This is a genomic window from Colwellia sp. BRX8-5, from assembly GCF_014077325.1.
In the GTDB taxonomy this organism is placed as follows: domain Bacteria; phylum Pseudomonadota; class Gammaproteobacteria; order Enterobacterales; family Alteromonadaceae; genus Colwellia_A.
This window is the reverse complement of the sequence record NZ_JACGVR010000005.1, coordinates 1-25,083: the sequence shown is the minus strand read 5'-3', so window position 1 is coordinate 25,083 and position 25,083 is coordinate 1. Positions and strand designations below refer to the sequence as shown.

The window sequence follows — 25,083 nt, the reverse complement described above, 5'->3', positions numbered from 1 at the left end:
TAAATTATGGGCATCTATTTATCTTGAAATAACCTATAGTCATAGTCTTAAGGATAAAATAATGTTTATTAATTAATTGGTTAACATACATTAACCGTTTCATTAATAAATATATAACAACATCATAAGCAATTAACTAAACGATAAAGAGTGTTTAAAAGTTTTTCATCACAAAGTGATATAAACGCTAACAAAGCTCACTATTTAAAAGAAAGTATCACGGGTGAAAGACTGCCAAAATAAAGATTATAATAATGGATTAAGTAATTATGTCACGATACGCAAATTTATATAAATCTCCTCTATATCTAATCACTGCAGCCGTAGTGCTATTTTTAATTGGCTCAACAATAATAGCTTGGTATAGCCTTAACAAAGTTGAAAATACCCTAAAAACACAAGCAATAGAAATTTTAAAGGCCAGAGTGAATGTCAGTAATGACTTACTAGAGAATGGCTGGGTTAGGTCTCATTTTAACAAGGTAAAAGCTTGGTCAACCTCACCGATTGTTGTCAAACAAGTCAAACAGTTAGTTGCGGCCCAAGCAATTGGCGACTCTGCTGCGGTGACAAAAGCCACTGGTAATTTAACTGCTTTTTTAGAACCTTATCTTCTGGCTGAGGAAAATGAAGGGTTTTATGTTATTTCCCCTGACTATAATAACCTCACTGCCAAGGTTGCTGGCTTAATTGGGCAACCCAACATAATCGCTAAACAATACCCCAAAAAGCTTGTTGAAGTTTTCAATGGTCAGCTCGTTTTTATTCCTCCGCTTTTATCAGAAACCCCTTTAGTCAACATTCAGGGAAAACTACAGCAAAAATATCCAACAACTTTTATTATTGCGCCAATACTTGATAATGAACAACAAGTTATTGCTGCGCTCGCCATACGTTTAAATCCGTTTGGCGCTTTTTCTTCGACAGTACAGCAGCACAGTTTTTGGAAATCAGAGCAAACATACTTCTTTGACACCAAAGCTCGTTTATTAACCGCCAGTCAATTTGAGCCAGAACTTAGGTCCGAGGGAAGACTAACGAAAGAGCAATCTAGCGTCTTAGCGATATCATTAACGCTTCCGTTGAAACCAACGACTAGTGAACAAACGCAAGCCCCCATTTATACAAAATTGGCTCAGTCGGCATTAGAAGGCAACACAGGTTACAGCGAAGAAAGCTATTTAGATTATCGTGGCCAGCCCGTATTAGGCGCTTGGTTGTGGAACAGTACTTTAGGCTTAGGTATCGGCGCAGAAGTCAGTGAAGTGGATGTATTGCAATCTCAACAGAAAATAGTACATGGCTTTTTCTGGCAGCTATTGCAAACGGTGTTATTGAGTTTGTTTATTTTAGTTATTGCTTTTTATTGGCAAAAACGCAGCGCAGCTGCCATCTTCGATTCAGAGCAGTACCTTTATTCTATGCTTAATAACGCTCCTGATGCCATTATATCCTTTAACGCAAAAGGGGAAATAATACGCTTTAATAAAGTCGCTGGCTTACTGTTTTTGGTTGATAGGAAAGGCGCGGAGTCGATGTTTTTCAATGACTTTTTTATGAAAAACGAACAAGAAAACTTGCAGGAATGGATCAAAAACATCATTAATGATAGCAGTGTATGTGACAGCTTCAGAATTATGCGGGCTAAGGCTAGTGACAGTCGGGAATTTTCAGCTCGTGTTGCGATAAGCAGTCATAAAACTACTCAAGATAATATTTTTACTGCCATTATTTCTGATTTAAGCACAATACAACAATTAGAAGGAAGACTGCTGGTACTAGAAAGTGCTGTTGAACAAAGTCATTCAGCGATATTGATCACCAATTTGATTGGTAAAATTGTCTACGTCAATAAAGCCTTTAGCGAAACTACCGGCTATTCAAAAACAGAAGTTTTAGGGAGAAATGCCAACCTGCTAGATTCTGGACACAAAAACACCGATAAATATCAGCAGCTCTGGCAAAAAATTATTGAAGGCCAGCATTGGAGTGGTCAATTATACAATAAGAAAAAAGACGGTAGCTGTTATTGGGGCACTACCGACATTACCCCCATTAGAGACCGTAATGGTAAAATAGATCATTTTCTTGCGATAAATCAAGATATAACAAGGCAAAAGGCCAATGAAGATAAGCTACTAAAACAGCAGCTTTTTTTAAAAGAGGCTGAACGTATTGCTCATTTGGGGTGTTGGGAGAAAGATCTTAAAAACGATATCATTTACTGGTCAGACGGCATGCACAGATTAATAGGTATTGAGAAAAATTCTACGCCTTTGACTTCAGAGCTTATTGTAAACCTTGTCCATCCAGAAGACCGTTATCAATTTAGAATACACCAACTAAAAGCCTTAAATAAGTTAGAAGTTTATAACTATGAATGCCGAATAATATTAGCTGATAAGCAATTAAGGTATATCAATACATCAACTGAGGTTACCCGTGATGAAAGTGGCGAACCATTAAGTATGCTAGGTATTGTCAGAGATATAACCAACATTAAACAGAATGAAATAGAGCGTGAAATACTTGATGCTGAAAAAGAACAATCTCGTCAAGCGACACTCAATGTGCTGCTTGATGTTAAATACCAACGTAACAGAACAGAAAAGACATTAGCTGACTTAAAAGAATCTCAGCAAGAATTAGAACAAGCACGTTTAACAGCAGAAGCGGCAAGCGACTCTAAGTCGCAGTTTTTAGCAACAATGAGCCATGAAATTAGAACACCGATGAATGGTGTTGTTGGTATGTTAGAGCTACTGCAGCAATCAGAACTAGATGATGATCAATACCATTTAGCCAATGTTGCCAAAGATTCAGCATGGGCGTTATTACAAATCATTAATGACGTGCTCGACTTTTCAAAAATAGAAGCGGGGAAAATGACTTTAGAGTCAATACCGTTCACCTGGACAGAGATTATTGAAGGCGCTGCAGAGTTACTATCATCGCAATTACAAAGCAAAAGATTATTGTTGGTTTGTTCATCTAATCATCATATGACTGAGTCAATGCTAGGCGATCCCATTAGGTTAAGGCAAATTGTACTTAATTTATTAGGTAATGCGATTAAATTTACTCACAACAATGAACAGCCGCAAAGCCTTATTGAGGTTAAGCTTGATTATTTAGATAATAGCCAAAACAAAAAATTATTTCGATTAACGGTTAAAGATAATGGTATTGGTATTAGTGAGGATCAACAAGTTCATTTATTCGATGCTTTCACACAGGCAGACAGTAGCACTCATCGTCAGTTTGGTGGCACAGGACTCGGCTTATCTATTTGCTCAAAGTTAACCACTATGATGGGAGGACAAATAAGTTGTCAAAGCGTGATAGGTGATGGTACAGAATTTCATGTCGATTTACCTTTAATAGCAACTGAAAATAAAAAGACATCGACCCTGAGCGTAAAACTCTATCATTTAAATATTTTACTCATTGCTTACGATGGAATTACCGATAATATCTTGCACAAAGGTCTAACAGAGCTTGGCGCACATTGTCATTTAGCACCAAGTTCGCCAACAGAATTAAGCAAGCTTATTTCTGCTGAAAATTATGATCTTATTATTATTTCAGCAGAACAAGTTATTAGCCTTTGGCCAGAAGTTAAAATGCAGTTACCCAACAACAGTGATGAGGATATTAATATACTGATCCTTGAAAGGTGGCATGACTTCGACTTACCCTTTTACCCTGAACACGCGACAACTATTGCCAGTAATCCGTTTTTACCACAAAAAATATACTGGGCCATTGCCCGTATTATGGATCAAAAAAATCCACTTATAAGTTGTCTAAAGCAAGATATTAAGACGTTATCTATACCCAGTGTTACTGAAGCACAAGCCAGTAATAAACTAATTTTGATTGTTGAAGATAATGTCTTTAATCAACAGGTATTAGAGCGTCAGCTAAATCTATTTGGTTATGCTGTGATCATTGCCAACCATGGTGAAGAAGCCTTAACTAAAATGACGCAATATTCATTTTCCCTGATCATGACAGATTGTCAAATGCCGATCATGGATGGTTTCGAATTTGCCCAAAAGGTGCGAGAGAATGAACAAGGCGGCACAACACAGATACCTATTATAGCAATCACCGCTAACGCGATGCGAAATGAAGCCGAACACTGCATTAAACTTGGCATGAATGACTACGTGACTAAGCCAATGAAGCTAGATAGCTTAAAAGCTTTACTCAGTAAATGGTTAGTTGAAGAAGAACTCGAAGATGAATTTAAAATAGAATCACCACCTGAATTGACCGATGAACAAGTCACTAAAATGATAGCAAAACCGGCAATAAACATCTCAGCATTGGTTGAATGCTTTGGTGATGATAAAGAAGCGCAACAAAGCTTTTTACAATTTTATCAACAACATAGCAAACCATTATTCGCTGAATTAGCCGTGCACATTACCGATAAAGATTGGCAGAGTGTAATGGAACTGGCACACAAGCTTAAATCTTCAACCCGGGGCGCTGGAGCGATATTACTAGGTCATTATTGTGAGCAATTGGAACAATTCGCTAAAGAAGAAAATACACAAGAAATTATAACGTTAAGCCATAAACTTTATGCTGAGTTTATTCGAGTGTCTGACGAGATAGCGGCAAACTTTTAGGCCATGTTATGGCGTTTGTCAGTGATTATCTATAGCGGTGACTGAAAATATTGTTATAAACGTTTTCATCAATCACACGTCGCTACTGAATACTCTTATTATTTAGCGTATTAATTGCTGAAAACGTCGGCCACTTACCCACGGCACGAATAGTTAACTGAGGGTTGTGATTGTTTATCTTTTTTCAATTAAAGGAATGTTATTTTCCTTAAATAGCTTAGCAACAACGCCTTGCGTTAAAGGTTTAATGAGATAACCTTTTGCGCCTAGTTCAATAGCTTTTTTTACTATTTGTTTATTTTTATTACCGGTTAACATAATAAGTGGCGTATCAAAATTTTTGCCGTTGCCCTGTTTCATTTGTCCTAAAATATATAAACCATTGGTATCGGGTAGACTTACGTCGAGTAAAACGATATCAAAACGTATATTATTAAGACAAATTAAGGCCGTTCTACCGGTACTAGCGGTTTGAACGTTGAGTTTATACTTGTGCAACAGTGTATTGGTTAAATGTATGCTAATGGGATCATCTTCAACCAATAGAATATTAATAGCGGCTGATTTATTATCCCCTTGTATCTTATCTAATTCTTTTACCGCATCGGCGTTACTTGCATTATAAAGCTTATTAAAAGAAGTTGGTGGATGTACTTGCTCGCTTTTATCAGATTGAGCCGCTTCATTACTTTCTTGTGCTATATTTTCCACGTCACTGATTAATCCACTGAGCAAGTCTAATGCTTTACTTTGCAGTTCCACCAGCCTAGGTCGAATTTCGTTTGAACGTATCGACGCTAAAATATTCTTGACTACATCAAGATTAATATTAACATTGTGTTTGAGTTTAATTTGCTCTGTTGCTTTACTGATAGAGTGTTCAACGTCGGTAATACTCTCTTCAAAAGACAACCTAAGTCTTTCTTTCAGCTCTAAGCCGTGCAGTACCGTTTCTCTAATTTCTTTTGCATATGACTCTTTGTTATAAATATAATCTAAGGCAGCATTTTTTTTGAGACCAATGCCCAGCTTAGTCAGTAAATTAGAACAAACAACAACTGCACGTTTTTTCTCATAAAGCGGATTGGTAATTATATAGTCATCAATAATATCGTTATCATAAGCTTCATAAGCTTCGTTTTCTTCCCTTGCAGAAACAACAGAAACAATAAAATGTTCGCACGTTTGTCCTACTAAAACTGATTTAAGCGAGCTGTAATAGATCATTAAAGATCGTTGAAAAGAGGTTGCGTCGATTAAAATTATTTTAGGCGTTTCATCTTTAAGCTGTTTCTCAAGCTCCGGCAAAGCAGTAACAACAAGTACTTTATCAAAATGTTCAATCAACACCTTAATTAACAGCTCGCTATCTTCACGTTCGGTCGTGTATAAAATAATATTATGATGCTGCACTATAACTCCTTGACTCAACTATCTAATGCTAACCTTGTAAGAGTGTAAAACTTGCTTAGCAATATTGGCCACTCGACTTTATCAAAGTATAAGTGAGTATGTAAATTTCCCTGCTCAGGTCAATACAATCTAACACTGTTGAGCATGCTTTGGATACATTTCATCTTATCAATTAGATTAATATATAAATAAGCTAAATCAAGGATATAAAAGAAGCAAAAGTGTGATTAACAGCTAAGGTGTACGGGTTAATTTGAAAACATCACTTTCATCAGCAAATTTTTAATAACATCATAAGATTCATCTTCAAATTTAACGCCAAAATAATCAATCGTCGGCGATGACTTAATATTGCAAACAATACCTTTTATTGATGTGATGTCACTTAAGGCCTTGTCAGTAATAGCGAAGGTAATGGTATCTTCTTTGGTGATAACAACATTTTCTTCCTTCTTGGCACTTAATAAACAGCCTTCTAATGAAAGATTAACCATAATACCTTTTAATAACGAATTATTGACCGAAGCTTCAATATTTAATTGTGTATCAATTCGCGTTTCTTTTCGTAGCGGTCGTACGGCCACCTGTTGCGGAATGTTCAAGACAATCATTTTTGCTGGAACAGTTATCGTGCGCTCTATACTGGTAACAAAAGCAACAACCGCGCCTTCATGCTTTTCTACGATACTTCTAACGGTGCAGGCTACCCCTTGATTAATATTGCCAGTAAGCTCAACATGACGATTTAAATCGGGTAATTGGATCAACATAAATTGCTTGGGTAAAAAACCAACAAAAACACTTTTAAATTTTATTTTTTTACTGGGGGGAATTGAGACTTCGACAATAATGGCAGAGCCAGGGGTTAGCATTGATAATGACTTTGTTACATCTTCTCGAATCATTGATAGTTCTCCTAGTAAGCCATGCCCTGTAGAGGTTTAAATTGATAAGTTAACTTATCAACTCATTCATTGCAGGTTATTAATTGTGTTAAAATTAAATATATCATCGATTTTCATACTATCAATATTTATTAGCCACAAAGCGATAAAGTTTTAATAATAATATAATTGACTGCAAGTTTTTAACGCTATTAAGCGCAGCAACACTTTATAAATAGGCTTTATAGCCTATTGTAACCGCTGGTAGCTTTTAAACTATCGGCAAAAGGTTATTTACTGATGTTTTTAACCTTCATATTAAGCTATTGTTAAAAGGTAATGAGCACGCCACTATCGGCTTTTAATAAGCTAATTAGTTAATATTTATTAGTATTTTTATTAGCTAAACCGTGAAACATGTAAATTTTATAAAGAGTCTTATTGATGATTGAACTTTTTCGCAACATGAAAATTTCACAAAAAATCCCATTATCTATTAGTGTTTTTATTATATTACCTTTAATCATCTCCCTTATTGCAATAAATTCAACGAACACCATTAACAAAAACGGTCAAGATATTTATGATAATTATTTTGTCAGTTTTGTTAATCTTACCGACGCTCGAAAATATTTATATGAAGAGTTTGTACTAATAAAAAGTCATATTCTTTCTCCTGACGATAAGTCTATGAGAGACACTGAGCAAAAAATCAGTAATGCATCAGTCAACTTCCGTGCTTCACTGACTAAATTTGAACAAACATTAGACAGTGGCGAAGAAACCAAACTACTCTATAAATTCAAAACTCAATTAACAACGTTTGAGTTGTTAACCGAGCGAATTATCACTTTAAGTAAAAGCAACCAAGATATTGCTGCAGATAGACTAGCTAATGAAGAATATGGCGTGCTTTTTAATGACATGCAACTCAATATGGCAGGTATGCTAGAAACTAATATTGATGGAGCTCAAGCCCTATACAACAGTAATCATCAACATCATCAAACTACGCGTTCTCTTATTATTTTGGTTACCGCTATTATTATTGCCATTGGCTTATTTATTGGTTGGCTATTGATCAGCACAATATTAGAGCCACTGCTTAAAATACAGTGCCATATAGCAAGTCTTACTCATTCAGGTGATCTTCTCCTTCAACTCGACATTGAAGGTAAAGATGAAATTAGCGAATTAGCTGAGTCATTTAATACTATGCTTGAGTCATTATTTCATGCACACAACAAGCTCATCCAAACAGAGAAACTAACCTCTTTAGGTTCACTAGTTGCAGGAGTTTCTCATGAGATTAATACGCCATTAGGCATAGCTGTCACGATAGGCAGTACAATCAAAGATAACTTTCAAAAGTTTTCAATTCGTTTTAAAGAAAAAAAAGTAAAACGTTCTGACTTGGAAAGTTTCGAAATAGAAGTCAATGAATGCTTAGATATTTTACTGAATTCTTTAGACCGAGCTGTTGTTCTCATTCAGAGTTTTAAGCAAGTGGCTGTTGACCAAACGAGTGAGGCAAGACGTATATTTTTCTTATCTGATGTCGTGGACGAAGTGATCCGTATACATCACCATAAAATAAAACGCCTAGGGATAACCTTCGACTGCGTAATTGATAAAAATATAGAGATGGACAGTTTTCCAGGTCCTTTGGGGCAAGTGATGACTAATTTATTTAATAACGCCATTATTCATGGTTTTGAAAGTACAGACTCTGGCATTATCGCTATATCAGCTTATCTGAATAATTCAGTTGTCATTATCAAAGTAGAAGATAATGGTAAGGGCATCCCAAAAGCGTTTATTGACAAAGTTTTTGAACCTTTTTTTACCACTAGGCTTGGTGAAGGAGGTTCAGGTTTAGGCCTGAGCATCATCTTTAATATTGTCGTCAATTTACTCGGTGGTAAAATTAGAGTAGCCAGTACATTAGGAAAAAACACCTGCTTTACCTTAGAATTACCTTTGGTTTCGCCCCAAAAGATAACAAAAATTAATGATAAAGATTAACTGTACTCGCTATTATCTTAAACACGTTTAAAATAATCAGCTAATTTTTTCTCTATCTAAAACAAGTTAACCGCACAAGATTATCAATGGCACGCTTATTATGGTTTTTGATAAAATGCTACTTGGCCTCGTCCTGAAGCTTTAACTTGGTACATCATGTCGTCTGCCTTAACCATCAATTCGTGGAGTACCTTAGCGTCTTTAGGGGCAACAACAATACCAATACTTGCGCCTACCTGGCATTGCATATTATTTGAAATATGAATGGGCTGCTCTATCTCAACAAGAATATTATTGGCTTGTTCAAGCATTAACTCTTGGTCAAAGTTCGTCAACTGACGGGCAACAATAAATTCATCCCCTCCCCATCGAATACAGAGGTCTGTTGCCAAGTTAAAATGCGCTTTAAGACGTTTTGCTATTGCTATTAATACCTTATCCCCCGCTTCATGGCCATAAGTGTCGTTAACAGGTTTAAATTTGTCTAAATCAATCATCATCAACACTAAACTTTGTTGATTTTCTAAACAATAAAGTAAGGCATTATCTAATTTTTTGTCGCCGGAGCGTCGATTAAGTAGATGGGTTAAAGGGTCATGATCCGCTTCAAAACGTGTTTGAAATTCTCGTTCTGCTCGTTCAGTAACGTCATGTATTATCACTTCAACTAAATTACCTTGTTCACTTCTGCGCTCATTGCTGCGCTGTTCGGTTAATTTTGCGAATAAACAGTGCAGCCATAGCGTTTTATTGCCGATGCGGCATTCTATGTCTAGAGTGACTTGTGGACGATTCTTGTCGGCGCGAATACTCAATAACAACTCTTCGAGTTTGTCGACATTATTTAATAAAGTTGGAAAGTGTAAAGAGGCCAAGTCTGTCTGTCCTGCAACACTGAAGTATTGTAAAAATGCTGGGTTGAAAGTGGTAATGGTGTTTTTTTCATCGAGCAAACAAATTCCAGCACTCGCTTGTTCAAAAATAAGCCTGAATTTACGCTCTAACTCTTGAGTTTTTTCGCGCAATGCTCGCTCATTACTAATAGTAAGATGTAACTCATGCATTAAAGAGTTTATACCTTTTGTTAATTTACCAATTTCATTTTTGGCACCTTGCTTCACCAACAACATCCGCATTGTTTTAGGTATACTAGGGTTGATGGTAGTAAAGCTATCGGTTAACTTTTGAATAGGCTTAGTTAGCCATCTGTGCACGATCAGAGAGACAAAAAAAGCAATAATGATGGATTGTATTAGTATCAATGCCACTTCTTTTTTAAGTGAATTTTCTACCTGTTGTTGAATATAATTATTGTCTGGATAAACAGTAAGTGTGCCAACAAGGGTATCATCAATAAAAGGATGGATTAATTGGATAACTATGCCATCTTGTGGTTTGTTAAGAGCACCACTGGAAATGCTCATTTCGCCCTCGCCGGAGAGTCTAGCCCCTTGAACTAAATCATTACTCAACAAACCACTAATAATTTCCTGTCCGAGCTCGCGATCATTTAAATAGGCAGATATCGTCGCAGTTTTTGCCATCGTTTGGGCTAATTGTTTAACAAGCAAATAGTTAGTATCTTTCTTTTCTTGAAGGCCAGCATAATAGGACAACGTTGAAGAAACCAACGCAACTAGCACGGCAACAATAGCGATCGCCAATGGAACTCTGACATAAAGATTTTGACTAATTTTCATTAAATCGATAAACCACTTTTACAGCATCAGTGAGCTGGTCTTTAGGTATATAACCAATTGAATATGGTGAACTGTATAACTTGTTCAAAGCGTCTTCAATTGAAATAGCCGCGATCGGCGGTTTAGCTCGCCCAGAGAACAGTAACCTTGCCCAGTAAGCGTTTATTTTTTGCTCGTTTTTATTAACTAATTGCAGATAAAAGTCATTCTTCAATAGTGATTCAGAGGGCAAATCTAGTGGCTGTGCCATTTCACCGTCAGGAAAAGTTAAATAACGCCCCATATAAATGTCAATCACTTCGCGCTTAGATAATGAGTTAATCGCATTGTCTTTATTGACCACAACAACAAACTCGGTACTCACAGCATCAAAGTTGAAAATAGCCAATCCAATCATTAATAACAGGGGGTTTTTCATCATTAAAACACCATGTTCGCACTAACAGTAAACACATTAATTCTATGCTCTTTTTCAACATTTTCCGGATCACTTATCCCCCATAACCCACCACCAAAAGGTTGAATATCAAAGTGATCAATTTGCGCTTTAACGATCAAATTTTCTGACGCCTGCCATTTTACGCCAACATTAATTGAATGTTGGTGCACCACTAATCGGTCAACAGCCTCTTTTGAAGCAAGTGCTAACTGTTGTAATGGAAAGGTTACTTGTATTGGCGTACCAGGAAGAAATTGGGGCGCAGTAACTGTGGTTATCTTATGGCGGTTCTCTGAAATAGAAACACTGGAAAAAAGCGTCACTTTATCTAAACGATAACCAACACTCACATAGCCATTAATATTTGATGAAGCAACCAACCAAGGAGACTCTGAAATACCTATTTCAGATTGAATTAACCAATTATCACTATCGTAGGTTAATCCTAAAGCAGCATATTCAATACTATGGTTTTTTGTGTCAAAACTTGCTGATAGCGACGCTGCTTGCGGCCACACAGGAGCTGGCACAGAGTTTAATAAATCAATAAACTCATTTAATGCCTCGAACTTATAGTCCCCGGCATCGGCTTGTGATACAGAAAATCGCATGGTCCAAGCATCAAGTACGTAGGTTGCGCTAAAAGTCATTAAATGGTCAAAATCAATAAAAAAGTCTTGGCCATTCGCTTTTAATTTTGCAGTCGTGTTACCCGCAGCCAATTTTAACCGTAAAAAACCATCATTAATTGATTGGCTGTATTCAATATCTACACCATCAAATTTTCCCGCTGTACTTGCAAAAGAGTAATACTCATGTGGCGGACGTACCCACAAATAAGCGTATCCCACGTGCGGGTACTCTGAAAGTAAATAAAGGTCACTGTTTAATCTGCCCGCACGAATAGCCCAATTACGAGAAGGACGGTAGCGCAGAAAAGCTAATTCGAGGTAATTTTCAAAGTCTGTATTCCCGTGATCTTCTAGGACAAATTGCACAACAGAATCCCAGTTTTTATCTAAGGTTATATTAGCTTGCCCACCTAAAATTGAGTCACGGGTAGCTGACCAGCCTGTATCGTCAATATTCAAATAATTGGGACTAAAAGCAATATCAGGATCGTCACTATAACTAAGGGCTAAAGAGGCAAAACCACTAAATTCAACTTTTATGTCATCGGCACAGGCATTATAAGTAATGCCTGTGAAAACTAAAGCTGTGGCGATAATAAATCGATACAAGGTAGCAGCCTTTTTTCGTTTGATAATATTGAAGATATTAATGATAACAGATAGCTCATTTATTTGCCTATTGTTCGACCATAAAATACCACGACTTCTTTAACGAGTGCTAGGTTAACGTCTGTGTTTTGAATTAATAGACTTTTGAGGTTCGTCTCAGGAGGATAACGCATAAACCTATGCTTAATCAGCAAAATAAATGGCGAATCTTGGACTGCGAAATAATGGCTTGGATATCGGCTTGGCTATTGGCTTGGCTAATGTTGGATAATATATTTAACAAACACTTGTCCTAGCAAGAACAACATTATTTTGGTCTGGTTAAGTGTAATCAACCGATTGCCCCTTAGGGCATTTTCCCTTAATACTTATCTTTCTAAGTGCTCGGCATGAAAACGCAAATGCGCTTCAATAAATGAAGAGATGAAATAGTAACTGTGATCATAGCCTTCATGAATAGTTAACTCTAATGGGTAACCACTCATTTTTGCTGCAGCCTCTAGCGTTTCTGGTTTTAATTGCTCTTTCAAAAAGTCATCTGCACCACCTTGATCAACTTTGGCAGGAATAAACTGTTTTGCTATACGCATTAATTCACTGGCATCATGCTGGTACCAACTTGCTTGGTCTTTCCCCAAGTAAGCGCTGAAAGCTTTTTTGCCCCAAGGCACCTTAATCGGATTACAGATAGGACTAAAGGCTGACATTGAACGATAACGTTCAGCGTTTAACAAACCAATAGTTAGTGCCCCGTGTCCGCCCATGGAATGTCCACTAATAGCGCGCTTATCTGACACTGGAAATGTGGCTTCAATAATTGCTGGCAGTTCTTTAACCACATAATCATACATCTGATAGTGACGGCTCCAAGGTGCTTGGCTAGCATTAAGATAAAATCCTGCGCCCTGACCCAAATCATAACTATCGTCATCAGCTACCTCTTCACCTCTTGGACTAGTATCAGGAGAAACAATAGCAATGCCTAACTCAGCAGCTACTCGCAGTGCGCCGGCTTTTTGCATAAAGTTTTCATCGGTACAGGTTAGACCTGAAAGCCAGTAAAGCACAGGCACTTTTTTGCCATTATTAGCCTGTGGAGGCAAAAAAATGGCAAAGCGCATGTTAGCGTTTACGGCTTTAGAATGGTGGCTATATTGCTTGTGCCAGCCACCAAAAATTTTATTTACACTGATACTTTCAATTAAAGGATCAATTGTCATAGGGTAACCTCAAGACGCTCCCCTGCTAATTACTGCAATAAAAGGGCAACGCCATACTATTAATGTGAGTGACTATCTTTCTAAAGACAAATGCTGGTTATTTATATCGCCTATTTATCAAAATGAATAACACTGCGAATACTTTTTCCTTTGTGCATTAACTCAAACGCTTCATTAATGTCTTCAAGACTCATGGTATGAGTAATAAAATCGCTCAAGTTGAATTCTCCGGCTAAATAACGTTCAACATAATCTGGCAACTCAGTACGACCTTTAACACCGCCAAATGCAGAACCACGCCATACTCGACCCGTTACCAGTTGAAATGGACGGGTTGATATTTCTTGTCCGGCACCTGCAACACCAATGATCACTGATTCTCCCCATCCTTTATGACAACATTCTAAGGCAGAGCGCATTAGGTTAACGTTACCAATACATTCAAAAGAGTAGTCAACACCGCCATCGGTCATTTCGACAATCACATCTTGAATAGGCTTGTCGTAGTCTTTGGGGTTAATAAAATCGGTAGCACCCAATTTTTTCGCAAGTTCGAATTTACTTTCGTTAATATCGATAGCAATAATTCGACTAGCTTTCGCCATGGTCGCGCCAATCACTGCAGACAATCCAATACCGCCAAGGCCAAAGATAGCAACAGTTGCGCCCTCTTCAACTTTTGCTGTATTCATGACTGCGCCCATGCCGGTGGTAACACCACACCCTAGTAGACAAACCTCTTCTAATGGTGCTTCTTTATTAACTTTCGCTAATGAAATTTCTGGCAAGACTGTGTATTCAGAAAAAGTTGAACAGCCCATATAGTGAAAAATAGGCTGACCATCTTTGTAAAAGCGGGTCGTGCCATCTGGCATCAAACCTTTGCCTTGTGTCTCTCGAATTTTTTGGCAAAGGTTGGTTTTACCCGATAAACAGAATTTACATTCACCACACTCTGGTGTGTATAGTGGAATAACATGATCGCCTACCTTAACACTGGTTACACCTTCACCTATTTGTTCAACAATACCACCGCCTTCGTGACCTAAAATAACGGGGAAAATTCCTTCTGGATCCTCTCCAGATAAGGTAAAGGCATCGGTATGACAAACACCAGAGGCAATAACCTTAACTAACACCTCTCCTTTGCGAGGTAGCATGACATCGACTTCTTCGATAGATAGTGGCTGATTAGGGCCCCAAGCAATAGCCGCTTTCGATTTTATAAATTTATCTGACATCGTTATTCTCACTTTTCAATTAATAGGTATTTTGATGGGATTAGCATCTAGTCGAATTTGTTACAGTAACATTAGTTTACTCAACTTATTTAAAGATGATAATACGCCTAATGCGTAATTAACTTTTACCCCTTGGTAACAATCTAAAGGACATAGCTACCAAGGGGTAAAAGCATTTTGGTTAAAAATTTTGATCTACATTATTCATCTTAATGACTGTGTCCTTGGGCAATATTTATCATAGCAATACCAACAGCAACTAACCCCATGCCTAGCCATGTTGTTAAATCAAGATGCTGACGGTAAATCAAAGCAGACAATAAAGTCACGGTTATAATGGCAAGCCCGGCCCATAGCGCATGGACGATACCAACTGGCATGCCTTTCATTGCTTGACCTAAAAAAATGAATGCGGCTAAATGTCCAAGTAAAACTAAAGCACTTGGCAGTGGTTTACTAAAACCATCAGTCTCTTTTAATGCTACATGAGACATCGCCTCAGCAGCGACACCTAAAAAAAGGAATAACCAACTCATCTTTATTTCCTATAATGTTATACGAACGGTCACTGTCAAAGGTCTAAAGTAATTTTAAATAAGCTACTTTTGTGGCCACTAACAATGTCTTGTTGGTGGCTAGTATAGTTATTTCTATATAAATGATAATATGCTAATTTGTAAATTCACTTGTACATATAGGTAATAATCATGCAGTGGGATGGCATCAGCGAATTTGTTTACGTTGCGGAAAATGAAAGTTTTACCCTCGCCTCAAAGAAAATGGCGATATCTACCGCACAGGTGAGTCGACAGATAAGTGCATTAGAAAAACGCCTTAATATTAAGTTATTTTATCGAACAACTCGCAAAGTATCATTAACAGAAGAAGGCCGTGTTTTTTATCAGCATTGTCGCAGTGTTCTCGATGGTCTCGATGCTGCTGAGCGGGCCATCACAAATTTGCAGTCAAAACCCCAAGGCAAAATTAAATTAACAGCGCCTGTTGCCTATGGTGAAAAACAAATATTACCGCTAGTGAATAATTTCATAAAACAATATAGCGATGTTGAAGTGTCGGCTTATTTAAGCAACCGCCAAATAGACATTGTTGAAGAAGGCTATGACCTAGCAATTCGCCTTGGTAAGTTAAGTGACTCGACCATGATGGCAAAAAAACTTGGCAAAAGAACAAACTACCTTTGTGCATCACCGCAATACTTAGAAAAACAGGGAGTACCCCATTCTATATCAGAGCTTAATAAACATAGTTGTTTGTTGGGTACATTAGACTACTGGCATTTTAGAGAGTCTGACCGAGAAAAAAGTATCCGCGTAACCGGTAGATTAAGATACAACAATGGCTACAGTCTGATGGACGCCGCATTAAAGGGCTTAGGGATAGTTCAGTTACCCGATTATTATGTTCAACAACGCATAGAAAGTGGTGAACTGGTGACCCTATTAGATAATTACCGTGCGCCTGATGAAGGAATATGGGCAATTTACCCTCAGAATCGCCATTTATCGCCTAAAATAAGACTGCTGGTTGATTACTTAGCTGAACAGTTACTTTAATCTTCAGCTTTATTAAATTACCGAACAAGGCTGTAAAGCTTAAGTCATAACATAAAATAGTAGCGGTTAGGTTTGCCGCTATTATCTTACATACACTCCACCTAAGCCTCCAAAGTCATGCCGCGCAGATAAAGAGACAGCAATAAAAGTAAAGTAGTAATGATCAATTGCCTGTTTTTCCGTTAATCATCCAACAGGCTTTCGAGTGAATGTGTAACGCCCATTCGTTGATGTACTACTGGACTTGTTGTGGTGTATAACGTTGGAATACGGTCTTTTTCTAAAACAGTTTCCGCAATCGAAAAGGCCGCTAAGGCCGTTTCGTGGAAGCCACTTAAAATCAACTTTCGTTTACCCGGGTAATAATTAATATCACCAACGGCATAGATACCCGGCACTGAGGTTTGAAAAGATTGTGTATCTACTTTTATCTGGTGTTGGTGCATGGCAAGTTGCCAATTTGCTATTGGGCCAATCTTGGGTGACATACCAAAGAATATAACAAGTTCATCAAGTTCCACTCTACGTTTAATGCCATCTTTTGAATTTACTGTTAGGCCAGTTAGTTTATTATCTTTATGCTGAAAGTCGCTCACTTGACCACATAAAAATTGCATTTTTAGTTCTTCACACAAGGCGAACATTTCATTCACGCTACTTGTAGCGGCTTTAAATTTTGTACTACGATGAATAAGCAAGACACTATTAGCCGTTTTTTGTAGGCTCAAACTCCAATCAAGTGCGGCGTCTCCGCCACCTAGCACAACGACGTTTTTATCTTTAAAGTGTTCTATATTATTGATTCGGTAGAACAGTTGTTTATCTTCAAATTTATCAATTAAGGGTATTTTTAATTTAACGGGTGAGAAGGCACCATTACCAGCAGCAATAATCACCGCGCGACAGTGAATAAGCGTATTCTTGTGCGTGGTAACTGAAAAAGAAACATCCGACAATTTATTAATGTCTTCGACCCGCTCGCCCAATAAAAAAGTTGGCTTAAAGGGAGCCGCTTGCTCATAGAGATTTTCTATAACTTGGCTTGCCTTAGCATTAGGCAAAGCAGGAATATCATAGATAGGCTTATCTGGATAGAGTTCAGTGCATTGGCCACCAACTTCTGGCAAGCTGTCAATAACAACCGATTTTAATCCTTGTAAACCAAGCTCAAATACTTGAAACAAACCAGCAGGGCCTGCACCAATAATTACAACGTCTGTCGTTAAGGTTTTCATAAGTACCTCCTCAGTACCATTAGCTTATATTTATGGCGGATCTAGCGCCTTGAAATATCAGTCTATTGTCATTTTTATAATCAATATAAATCACTACGGGCTTTATTGATTTACCCTTAGCAGGGTTAGCATTTAACGAGTTAAAATCACCTATCATCCATACTCAAAATGGTTCGCTACTGCTATTCTATAAATTTTTTTTCAAGTCGATGCTCAATTTATTCATCTACCCTGCTCGTCTTTTTTAACCAAGGCTTAAAGAATAACGCACTGGAAAAAAACAAGATAAAAGCTTGCGTCGTGATGCCTTGCCACGTTGAATTAATACCTAGCCACGCGAAATGAAAGTCAATAGGAAAGCGCGTAATACTAATAATAGCGGCTTCTTGCAGCGCTGTTATCGCTTTACCCGCGAGAATAAATGACAAGGCTAATAGTAAATACGTTGTTATTGAAAAGAATCGCGCTATTGGTAATTTAATAGAATATTTAATCATTAACCAGGCCACGACAACTAGCATAGCCGCTGCTGCCCCAAAGCCACTAAAAAGAACAAATTGCTGTGAGGGGTTTGTCTGGGTTAACAATGATTGATAAAACAGTACTGTCTCAAAAACCTCACGATAAACCGCAATAAACGCTAAGCCAGATATTCCCCATAAAGCACCTGATTTTAAACTTTTATTAATATTTTGTTGAACATAACGTTGCCATTGATCGGCTTGCGTTTTGCTGTGCATCCAAAAACCAACATAAAAGAGCACAATTGCAGCTAACAGCGCGGCAACACCCTCCATGGTTTCACGGCTAGCACCGCTAATCGTCACTAATTTTTGTGCCACTAACCAAGTTAACCCACCCGCAATTAAGGCTGCTATCCAGCCAAAATGAAGATATTTAATGGCTTCTTTTTTATTGGACCGTACCAGTATGGTAAAAAGTACCAGCACAACCAATAGCGCCTCTAAGCCCTCTCGTAACAAAATAATAAAACTGGCGCTAAATAAAGCTGTGTCTGATATAGCTGAGTCATTGAGTAAAAATTCAGCTTGTTCTATTTGCAGCAAAATTGCAGAAACAGATACAGCAACGTCACCCGAGCCTTCCTCGTTGTTAATTTCATTGCGCAAGCCTAACAAGTTAAATTCAATCATTTTACGTAACGAACTATCATAAGCGTCGAGGTTATTTTCAACAAGCTCGAACCCATCTAAGTAGGCACTCACCGCAAATTGTTGGGCAAGTATAACGTCATTATTTTTGTAAGCGGCAAGTGCTTTTTTAAGTTGATCACGCGCGATTGTTAATGGCGCCTTAGTTGTAGAAAACAGTTCCTCAGGGTTAGATCTAAGCTGCTCAACAAAACCTTTTTCCAAGTCAGTTTTCGCCCTATACAATTCGTTAGGGCTATACTGAACAAGTTCGGCGAGTGAGAGTTCAAGTGTATTATTTTCTTGTCGTTTTTCATCAAAAACAAAAGCTAAACTACCCGTATAAAATGCTAACGACCAACGTTGTTTTGCCGTTAAGTTATTAAATGAAGGCATTGCAGTGCCGTCAAGACCGCCGGTTACCACATCATATAATCCTAGAATAGAACGGTCTAAAGCACGTGTTCTTTCGTTAAAATTAGTAGGCTGTGGACTTAGTTGCCTTGCAAGCTTCCCGTCTCCTTTACCCGTTACACCATGACAACTGGCACAATTATTTTGAAATAATTGCTTTACCCTAGATGCTGAAAGTAAAGATGTTGGTAACGATAACTGCGGAGAGTTATTTATCAACAGGTTTTTTAATTCACTGGTCAGCATTTGTATTTCGACAAGTGTTTTTTTCGCTTGTACCGCAGAGAGAAGTGATTTCGATAACGTAATCATGGCTTGTTCACCCGGCTCTCTCACCGATCTTTCAGCAATAATGTTAGAAAAATCAAGCATTTCTTGATACTCACCTTGATCAATAACTTTGCCATTACTGATGGCAGAAGCATAATCAACACTAATATATTCAGTGAGTTGTAAAAGTTGACGTAATCCTTCTGTATCGCTGCTCGCCGATGTTTGCGTTGAGATAAGATAACCAATAACAAAAAAAACATGAATAAATTTGCGCTTTAATGAGCGCATTGAAAAAGTCATTAATTTTTGAAAATAGCGAGAAAAATAATAAGTCATAAATAACTCTGTAACGCAATTGAGAATGATTCTCATTATACTACATAGGATAAGGATAATGTTAAATATTTATAAAAATAAAGTACTATAGTATCGGTTTAAGTTCTAACGGTTAACGTATGTCCCCTTAAATTAAATGTTCGCTTTTAATAAAGCACAATAATAGTTTATCGACTAATGAACCTCCCCCTTTATAGCCAATAATCTCCTCAAAGAGATAACAGTAAAGTTTGACCCTAAAGCAGGTCAGGCGTTACTATGATGAAGTTCTAGTAGGCTTTAGCTAAAATAGCTTGGCCAATTTACTCACCTAGTCGTAACATAAACATCCATATTTGAAATATTTACACCAACGCTGAACGGTTATACGTTCCTTAACAAAAGTGGCCGTATGTACAAAACTAAAAAAAGCACCAAACCCCAAGAAATCTCTTACAAACGTGTTCAATCATACATGATGTGGATGATCGAGAGATACGGTGATTACTCAGCAAAATCTTTATTGCAAAAAGCCAATTTATTATTCAAAGATGATACTCAATATAATCAAACTGCCTTAGATTATTTAATTGAACACGAAATTATAGATGATGCTCGTTATGCTAAAAGACTAACGCTTAGTCTGGCCGAAAGTAAAATAGGCCCAAATAAAATAAAAGAGAAACTTTATGCTAAGGGTTTTCAATCAACAACCATTAATGAGTGTGTCAATGAACTTGAAACGTCAGAAGATGACTATTTTGATAAAGCGTTGGCGTTAAAAATAAGAAAATTTGGTGAAGAGCCTATTACCGATATAAAGTTGAAGCAAAAAGCTTTACGCCATTTAACGGCAACCAAAGGATTTTCATATGCCATTGCCAATAAAGCGATTACTTATAACCCTGAACAAGAAGAATAGGTAGTCTGTCATTAAGGCTTTATTTTATAACAAACAATAAAATAAACTTAAGACCCTGTGCTTTATATACAGCTTACACCACAAGAATAGTGCGTTAATATAAGATCAATATCTTCGCCAGCTTTATTGTTAGTAATCATCAAATACTTTTTTAAATTGACCATTATTTTTCAATACAGAGATGGCTTGGTTGATTCGAGGAAGTAAATTTTCGTGTTCTTTTCTTAATCTAATAACGATATCACCTTTAGTATGTAAAGAAGCGAGTGCTATAGACGTTTGATGTTTTTCAGCCCAATATTGAGCCGCTCTTTCTTCTATAATGGCAACCTTAAAGCGCCCTTTTACCAACCCTTTGACTAATTCACTTTCTGATAAAAAATCAGCGCGAATAAACTTGTCATCATCAAAATAAGCATAGCCTGCTACTGTGCCGACTAACTGCCCATAAGCCATTTCTGGTTGATTGAACTCTATTGCAACATTAGGCAATGTAACAAAGTATTCTGTTACTTCAAATAAAGGAACACTGCTAACATAATCAACACCAATAATTTTATCTTTAAACCAATTGGGGCTAACAACATCGAAGTCAATTTGTCCTAATTCCAATGCGGTAACCGCTCTTTTTACTGGGAGATAACTGGTATCAGTAGGAATGGCTGCTTGCATCATAATAAGCTCAATTAACGCGATAATAATACCGGGTTTTTGTTGATTACCACTATAACCAAACGGCACCCAAGCCTTGGTGCTGCCTAGATCATATTTTAAAGGACTAGCAACAGTTTCTGTCGCACTAGAGACAAAAGATCCAAGCGTCATTGAAGCAGAGATTAAAAATATCGCCACATTAACCGTACGTTTCATCTTTGGTATTATCAATTGAAAATTCACTAAGTAGCCCCCCAAGAAGAGTTGTTTTAACTAAATAGAGTGTAAAAAACAAATCAGATACATTTTTAAAATTAACAGATAAAAAATCCAGTAGGCTAGTCGCGTAACCTTCATCGTTTTCGCAGCGCTAATAGCGTTAGCTATAACATAGCGCGATTTACGGTCTATTTCGACTGTCTATTTACATAGTCAAACTATAACGATTATTCACAGAAACGCTTATCCAAGAGGCGTAATTAAATGTTAATAAAAATCTGAAATACGGTTAATAAGATGAGCTTATTAACATTAGTTTTAATGATTTTATCTCTTTATTAAATATTGTTAATTATCCAAATAAGTTAATAATATTTCAGACCATAACTTTAATTATTTTTAAATCTTAACGTAATGTTAGGCACATAAAAATATGCCGTAAAGGTAAAGACTTCTTGTAGAATTTAGATTATTACTCATATAAATCAAGGTCCATAAAGAGAATAATTTAGTTTATTAAAGATATTTTATTAAAATACTCTTTAGTAAATTCAATAAAAGCGTTCAATTTATTCGACTGGTGAATTAATTGAGGATAAATCATAAAAATGGTCTTCCCTGCTGGCATTTCACTTTCAAGTATAGCGACTAACGTTCCCTCCTTAATCTCTTGGTCGACTAAATAGTCAGGTACCCTAATAATACCTTCGCCCTTTAATGCTAATGTTTTCAGCATATGGTTATCGTTTATTTTTAACCAACCATCTACGGGCACCTCAGCGTTTAAGAATGACCAGGTTAATTGCTCTTGTCCCCTTAAACATTGGTGCGTTTTTAAATCGCTAGGCTCCTTTGGTTTACTGTATTTATCTAAATATTCAGCAGAAGCACAACAGCAATGTTTATAGGGCAAAATAGCTTTTGCAACCATATTTAAAGGCGGGGAGTTAGTGGCACGAAAAGCCAAGTCAAAATCACTGCGATTTAGATCAAAACGGGTGTAACTGGTATCGATAGAAAACTCAATAGCAGGATGTAAGGCGCTAAACTTAGAAAAAATGTCGAGTAAAAACCTTTTGGTAAAGAGGCTTGGTGCTGTAATTTTTATAACACCTTCAATAGCATTGCCTTTATGACCAGCATTTCGTTCTAATTCTAAAACAGAATGACGAATTTTATTTACACCTGTTAAAACACTCTCACCTTCTGCGGTTAAGCGAACACTCCGTGTCGAGCGGATCAACAAAGCAAAACCCATCTCCTTTTCTAATCGACGAATTTGAGCAGATAAATGCCCTCTTGATATTTGTAAATGTTGTGCCGCGACCGTAAAGCTTAAATGGCGGGCAACTTCACTAAATAACATTAATCGCTCAAGTTTTTTATGCTCTTTATTCATCATCTTTTGCGCTTATTGTGTGTTATATAAAACAATGAATTTTATTTTGTTATATATTCATTTGCAAATTTTTAGTGAAAAATACCTAGTCTTGTTATTACCTGCTTTATGCACGGCTGTAATTAATTTCACCAGCAGACGCTAATGCAGTCACTAAAGTATTACGGCATAAAATAGTAAAACAAAAAACGACAAATCAATAACTTGATTAACAAATTTGAATAAAAATAGGCATAAGAATGTTAAATATAGAAAATAAATGGGCGCTAGTAACGGGAGCTAGTCGAGGGGTCGGTCTTCGTGTTGCGAAAGAGCTTGCTAAACAAGGCTGTAAACTCATCATTCATTCTCGACAATTAGCTGGTACTAGAGATTTACTTAATGAATTAACCACAGCGGGTCATGAAGTTTATGCTGTAGCGGCTGAACTTAATTCAATCTCTCAAGTAGAGCATTTAATTACCGAGGTGAAAGCCTTGAGTAATAATCACCTAGACATACTGTATAATAATGCAGCAATCATGACCAAGTATCAGCCGCTCTTTGCCCCGACGGCAGAGGAATACCTACACAGTTTTATGGTTAATAGTATTACTCCGGCTAAATTATGTGATGCTTTTCTTCCAGGCATGCTAACGCGTAATTGGGGACGTATTGTTAATGTTTCTTCAGGCATTAGTAATCAACCTGAATTGATGGCATATAGTTGTTCAAAAGCCGCTCTTGAAAGGTATGTGCGCGACATGATGCCAACGCTATTAGGCACTAACGTCTTAATGAACTTGCTCGACCCTGGTTGGTTAAAAACAGACCTTGGCGGCACATTTGCCCCTAACGATGTCGATTCAGTAATGCCCGGCGCACTTATTCCCATACTATTGGAAAAAGAGCAAGGGAGTGGTATTTTATTTTGCGCCCAAGATTATGTTGGTTAACATTATACTTAGTATCAGGCTTAAGTATCGAGCTTAAGCATCGATGGGCTAATGACGCTTTATTAAAGATAGCTAGTCTGTGGAACAAAGAGCATTAGATCGATGAAAAAATAATTTTATTTGTACTTTTATCTTGAGTAATAGTTAATGAAATCACTAAAAAATAGAAACATACGTTGGGGAATTATCGGTTTAGGTAACATAGCCAATAAATTTGCAACCGACTTATTAACGCTGAAAGATGCTGAGCTATATGCCGTTGCTTCAAGAACACAGCAAAAAGCCAATGATTTTGCCGATAAATATCACGCGACTAAAGCTTACAGCAGTTATAAGGCGCTCGTAAATGATGAAAATGTTGACGCTATTTACATAGCAACACCACATTCAATGCATAAAGAAAATGCGCTGCTGTGCTTAGAGCAGGGTATCGCGGTGCTATGTGAAAAACCTTTTGCCATGAATACAGATGAAGTGCAATGCATGATTGATGCTGCAACGGCAAATAATACTCTGCTAATGGAGGGGCTCTGGACCTATTTTCTTCCCCATTATAATTTTGTTTTAAATAAACTGACTGATAAAACTTACGGCAATCTACGTAAAGTTGAAGCAGATTTCGGTTTCGCAAGAGAATTTAACCAAGAAGCTAGGCTGTTTAATAAATCATTAGGCGGAGGCAGTCTTTTAGATATTGGCATTTATCCTATTTTTGCAGCACTAACTACCCTTGGCGTGCCCGAGACCATGACCGCTGATGCAACATTTTTTGCTAATGGCGCAGATTCTTCCTGTTCCATGGTCTTTAACTATAAAAATAACGTGGTAGCCTTGTTAAAATCGACACTCTTGGAGTCGACGCCGAGTGAAGCTGTGTTTTATTGTGAACAAGGCAATATTAAAATTAACAGTGGCTTTAACAGCCCTTCAACCGTCACTTTAATAACTGATACAAAAGAAGAAGTTATCTCTTTTAATAGCAAAACATTTGGCTATGATCATCAAATCAACCATTTCAATGAACTGTTACGTCAAGGGAGAAAGGAAAGCCATATCATGACCTTTAATTTTAGTCGCCAGCTTATCGAGACTTTAGATAGCGTTAGAAAACTTATTGATTTGAAATATTAATTGTAGATATTAATTGTAGATATTGATTGTAGATATTGATTGTAGATATTGATTTGAA

At 37.1% G+C, this 25,083-nt stretch carries 18 protein-coding genes; 6 read left to right on the top strand and 12 right to left on the bottom strand.

Going from position 1 to position 25,083, the window contains the following annotated elements:
* Positions 1-269 precede the first annotated feature (269 nt).
* On the top strand, positions 270-4,640 hold the full coding sequence (locus tag H4J62_RS05005; protein ID WP_182214174.1) for a PAS domain S-box protein: 4,371 nt from the start codon (positions 270-272) through the stop codon (positions 4,638-4,640).
* A 174-nt stretch (positions 4,641-4,814) separates the two neighbouring features.
* Here H4J62_RS05005 and H4J62_RS05000 read toward each other — a convergent pair whose 3' ends face one another.
* A complete protein-coding gene (locus H4J62_RS05000; RefSeq protein ID WP_182214172.1) occupies positions 4,815-6,053 on the bottom strand; it encodes a response regulator in 1,239 nt (412 codons plus the stop codon).
* 248 nt (positions 6,054-6,301) lie between these two features.
* Positions 6,302-6,958 (bottom strand): PilZ domain-containing protein, encoded by a 657-nt coding sequence (locus H4J62_RS04995; RefSeq protein WP_182214170.1) that lies wholly within the window; start codon positions 6,956-6,958, stop codon positions 6,302-6,304.
* Between the two features lie 423 nt (positions 6,959-7,381).
* Between H4J62_RS04995 and H4J62_RS04990 the strand changes: the two genes are divergently transcribed.
* A complete protein-coding gene (locus tag H4J62_RS04990; RefSeq protein ID WP_182231314.1) occupies positions 7,382-8,962 on the top strand; it encodes an MCP four helix bundle domain-containing protein in 1,581 nt (526 codons plus the stop codon).
* Positions 8,963-9,060: 98 nt separating this feature from the next.
* On the opposite strand, the gene H4J62_RS04985 is transcribed toward H4J62_RS04990, so the two are convergent.
* The 6 genes from H4J62_RS04985 to H4J62_RS04960 form a co-directional block, all read right to left on the bottom strand.
* On the bottom strand, positions 9,061-10,662 hold the full coding sequence (locus H4J62_RS04985) for a diguanylate cyclase domain-containing protein (protein WP_182214167.1): 1,602 nt from the start codon (positions 10,660-10,662) through the stop codon (positions 9,061-9,063).
* The gene (locus H4J62_RS04980) at positions 10,652-11,083 is read right to left on the bottom strand and encodes a hypothetical protein (protein ID WP_259364614.1); all 432 of its coding nucleotides are present in this window, start codon (positions 11,081-11,083) and stop codon (positions 10,652-10,654) included. Before H4J62_RS04980 ends, H4J62_RS04985 begins: the two co-directional genes overlap by 11 nt.
* Complete coding sequence (locus tag H4J62_RS04975) at positions 11,083-12,342, bottom strand: hypothetical protein (protein ID WP_220465929.1); 1,260 nt, start codon at positions 12,340-12,342, stop codon at positions 11,083-11,085. The genes H4J62_RS04980 and H4J62_RS04975 overlap by 1 nt, the downstream gene beginning before the upstream one ends.
* 368 nt (positions 12,343-12,710) lie before the next feature.
* Complete coding sequence (gene fghA / locus H4J62_RS04970) at positions 12,711-13,562, bottom strand: S-formylglutathione hydrolase (protein ID WP_220465928.1); 852 nt, start codon at positions 13,560-13,562, stop codon at positions 12,711-12,713.
* A gap of 110 nt (positions 13,563-13,672) precedes the next feature.
* Positions 13,673-14,803, bottom strand: coding sequence for an S-(hydroxymethyl)glutathione dehydrogenase/class III alcohol dehydrogenase (locus H4J62_RS04965; protein ID WP_220466008.1), 1,131 nt, complete (start codon positions 14,801-14,803; stop codon positions 13,673-13,675).
* A 209-nt stretch (positions 14,804-15,012) separates the two neighbouring features.
* Positions 15,013-15,339: a multidrug efflux SMR transporter gene (locus tag H4J62_RS04960; protein WP_182214165.1), complete on the bottom strand. Its 327-nt coding sequence runs from the start codon at positions 15,337-15,339 to the stop codon at positions 15,013-15,015.
* 171 nt (positions 15,340-15,510) lie between these two features.
* On the opposite strand from H4J62_RS04960, the gene H4J62_RS04955 reads away from it, so the two are divergent.
* Positions 15,511-16,377 (top strand): LysR family transcriptional regulator, encoded by an 867-nt coding sequence (locus tag H4J62_RS04955; protein WP_182214163.1) that lies wholly within the window; start codon positions 15,511-15,513, stop codon positions 16,375-16,377.
* A gap of 182 nt (positions 16,378-16,559) precedes the next feature.
* Here H4J62_RS04955 and H4J62_RS04950 read toward each other — a convergent pair whose 3' ends face one another.
* Complete coding sequence (locus H4J62_RS04950) at positions 16,560-17,612, bottom strand: NAD(P)/FAD-dependent oxidoreductase (protein WP_182214161.1); 1,053 nt, start codon at positions 17,610-17,612, stop codon at positions 16,560-16,562.
* Between the two features lie 218 nt (positions 17,613-17,830).
* Positions 17,831-19,786, bottom strand: a complete 1,956-nt coding sequence (locus H4J62_RS04945) for an FTR1 family protein (protein WP_182214160.1) — start codon at positions 19,784-19,786, stop codon at positions 17,831-17,833.
* A gap of 391 nt (positions 19,787-20,177) precedes the next feature.
* Between H4J62_RS04945 and H4J62_RS04940 the strand changes: the two genes are divergently transcribed.
* A complete protein-coding gene (locus tag H4J62_RS04940; protein ID WP_182214158.1) occupies positions 20,178-20,687 on the top strand; it encodes a regulatory protein RecX in 510 nt (169 codons plus the stop codon).
* Positions 20,688-20,816: 129 nt separating this feature from the next.
* Here the strand turns inward: H4J62_RS04940 and H4J62_RS04935 are convergent, their stop codons facing one another.
* A complete protein-coding gene (locus H4J62_RS04935; protein WP_182214156.1) occupies positions 20,817-21,584 on the bottom strand; it encodes an ABC transporter substrate-binding protein in 768 nt (255 codons plus the stop codon).
* Positions 21,585-22,068: 484 nt separating this feature from the next.
* Positions 22,069-22,962, bottom strand: coding sequence for a LysR substrate-binding domain-containing protein (locus H4J62_RS04930; RefSeq protein ID WP_310733528.1), 894 nt, complete (start codon positions 22,960-22,962; stop codon positions 22,069-22,071).
* Between the two features lie 236 nt (positions 22,963-23,198).
* Here H4J62_RS04930 and H4J62_RS04925 point away from each other — a divergent pair, with 236 nt between their 5' ends.
* Both H4J62_RS04925 and H4J62_RS04920 read left to right on the top strand, forming a co-directional pair.
* Positions 23,199-23,894, top strand: a complete 696-nt coding sequence (locus tag H4J62_RS04925) for an SDR family oxidoreductase (RefSeq protein WP_182214154.1) — start codon at positions 23,199-23,201, stop codon at positions 23,892-23,894.
* 147 nt (positions 23,895-24,041) lie between these two features.
* Entirely contained in the window at positions 24,042-25,025 is a 984-nt protein-coding gene (locus H4J62_RS04920) for a Gfo/Idh/MocA family protein (RefSeq protein WP_182230366.1), read from the top strand.
* The last annotated feature ends 58 nt before the right edge of the window (positions 25,026-25,083 follow it).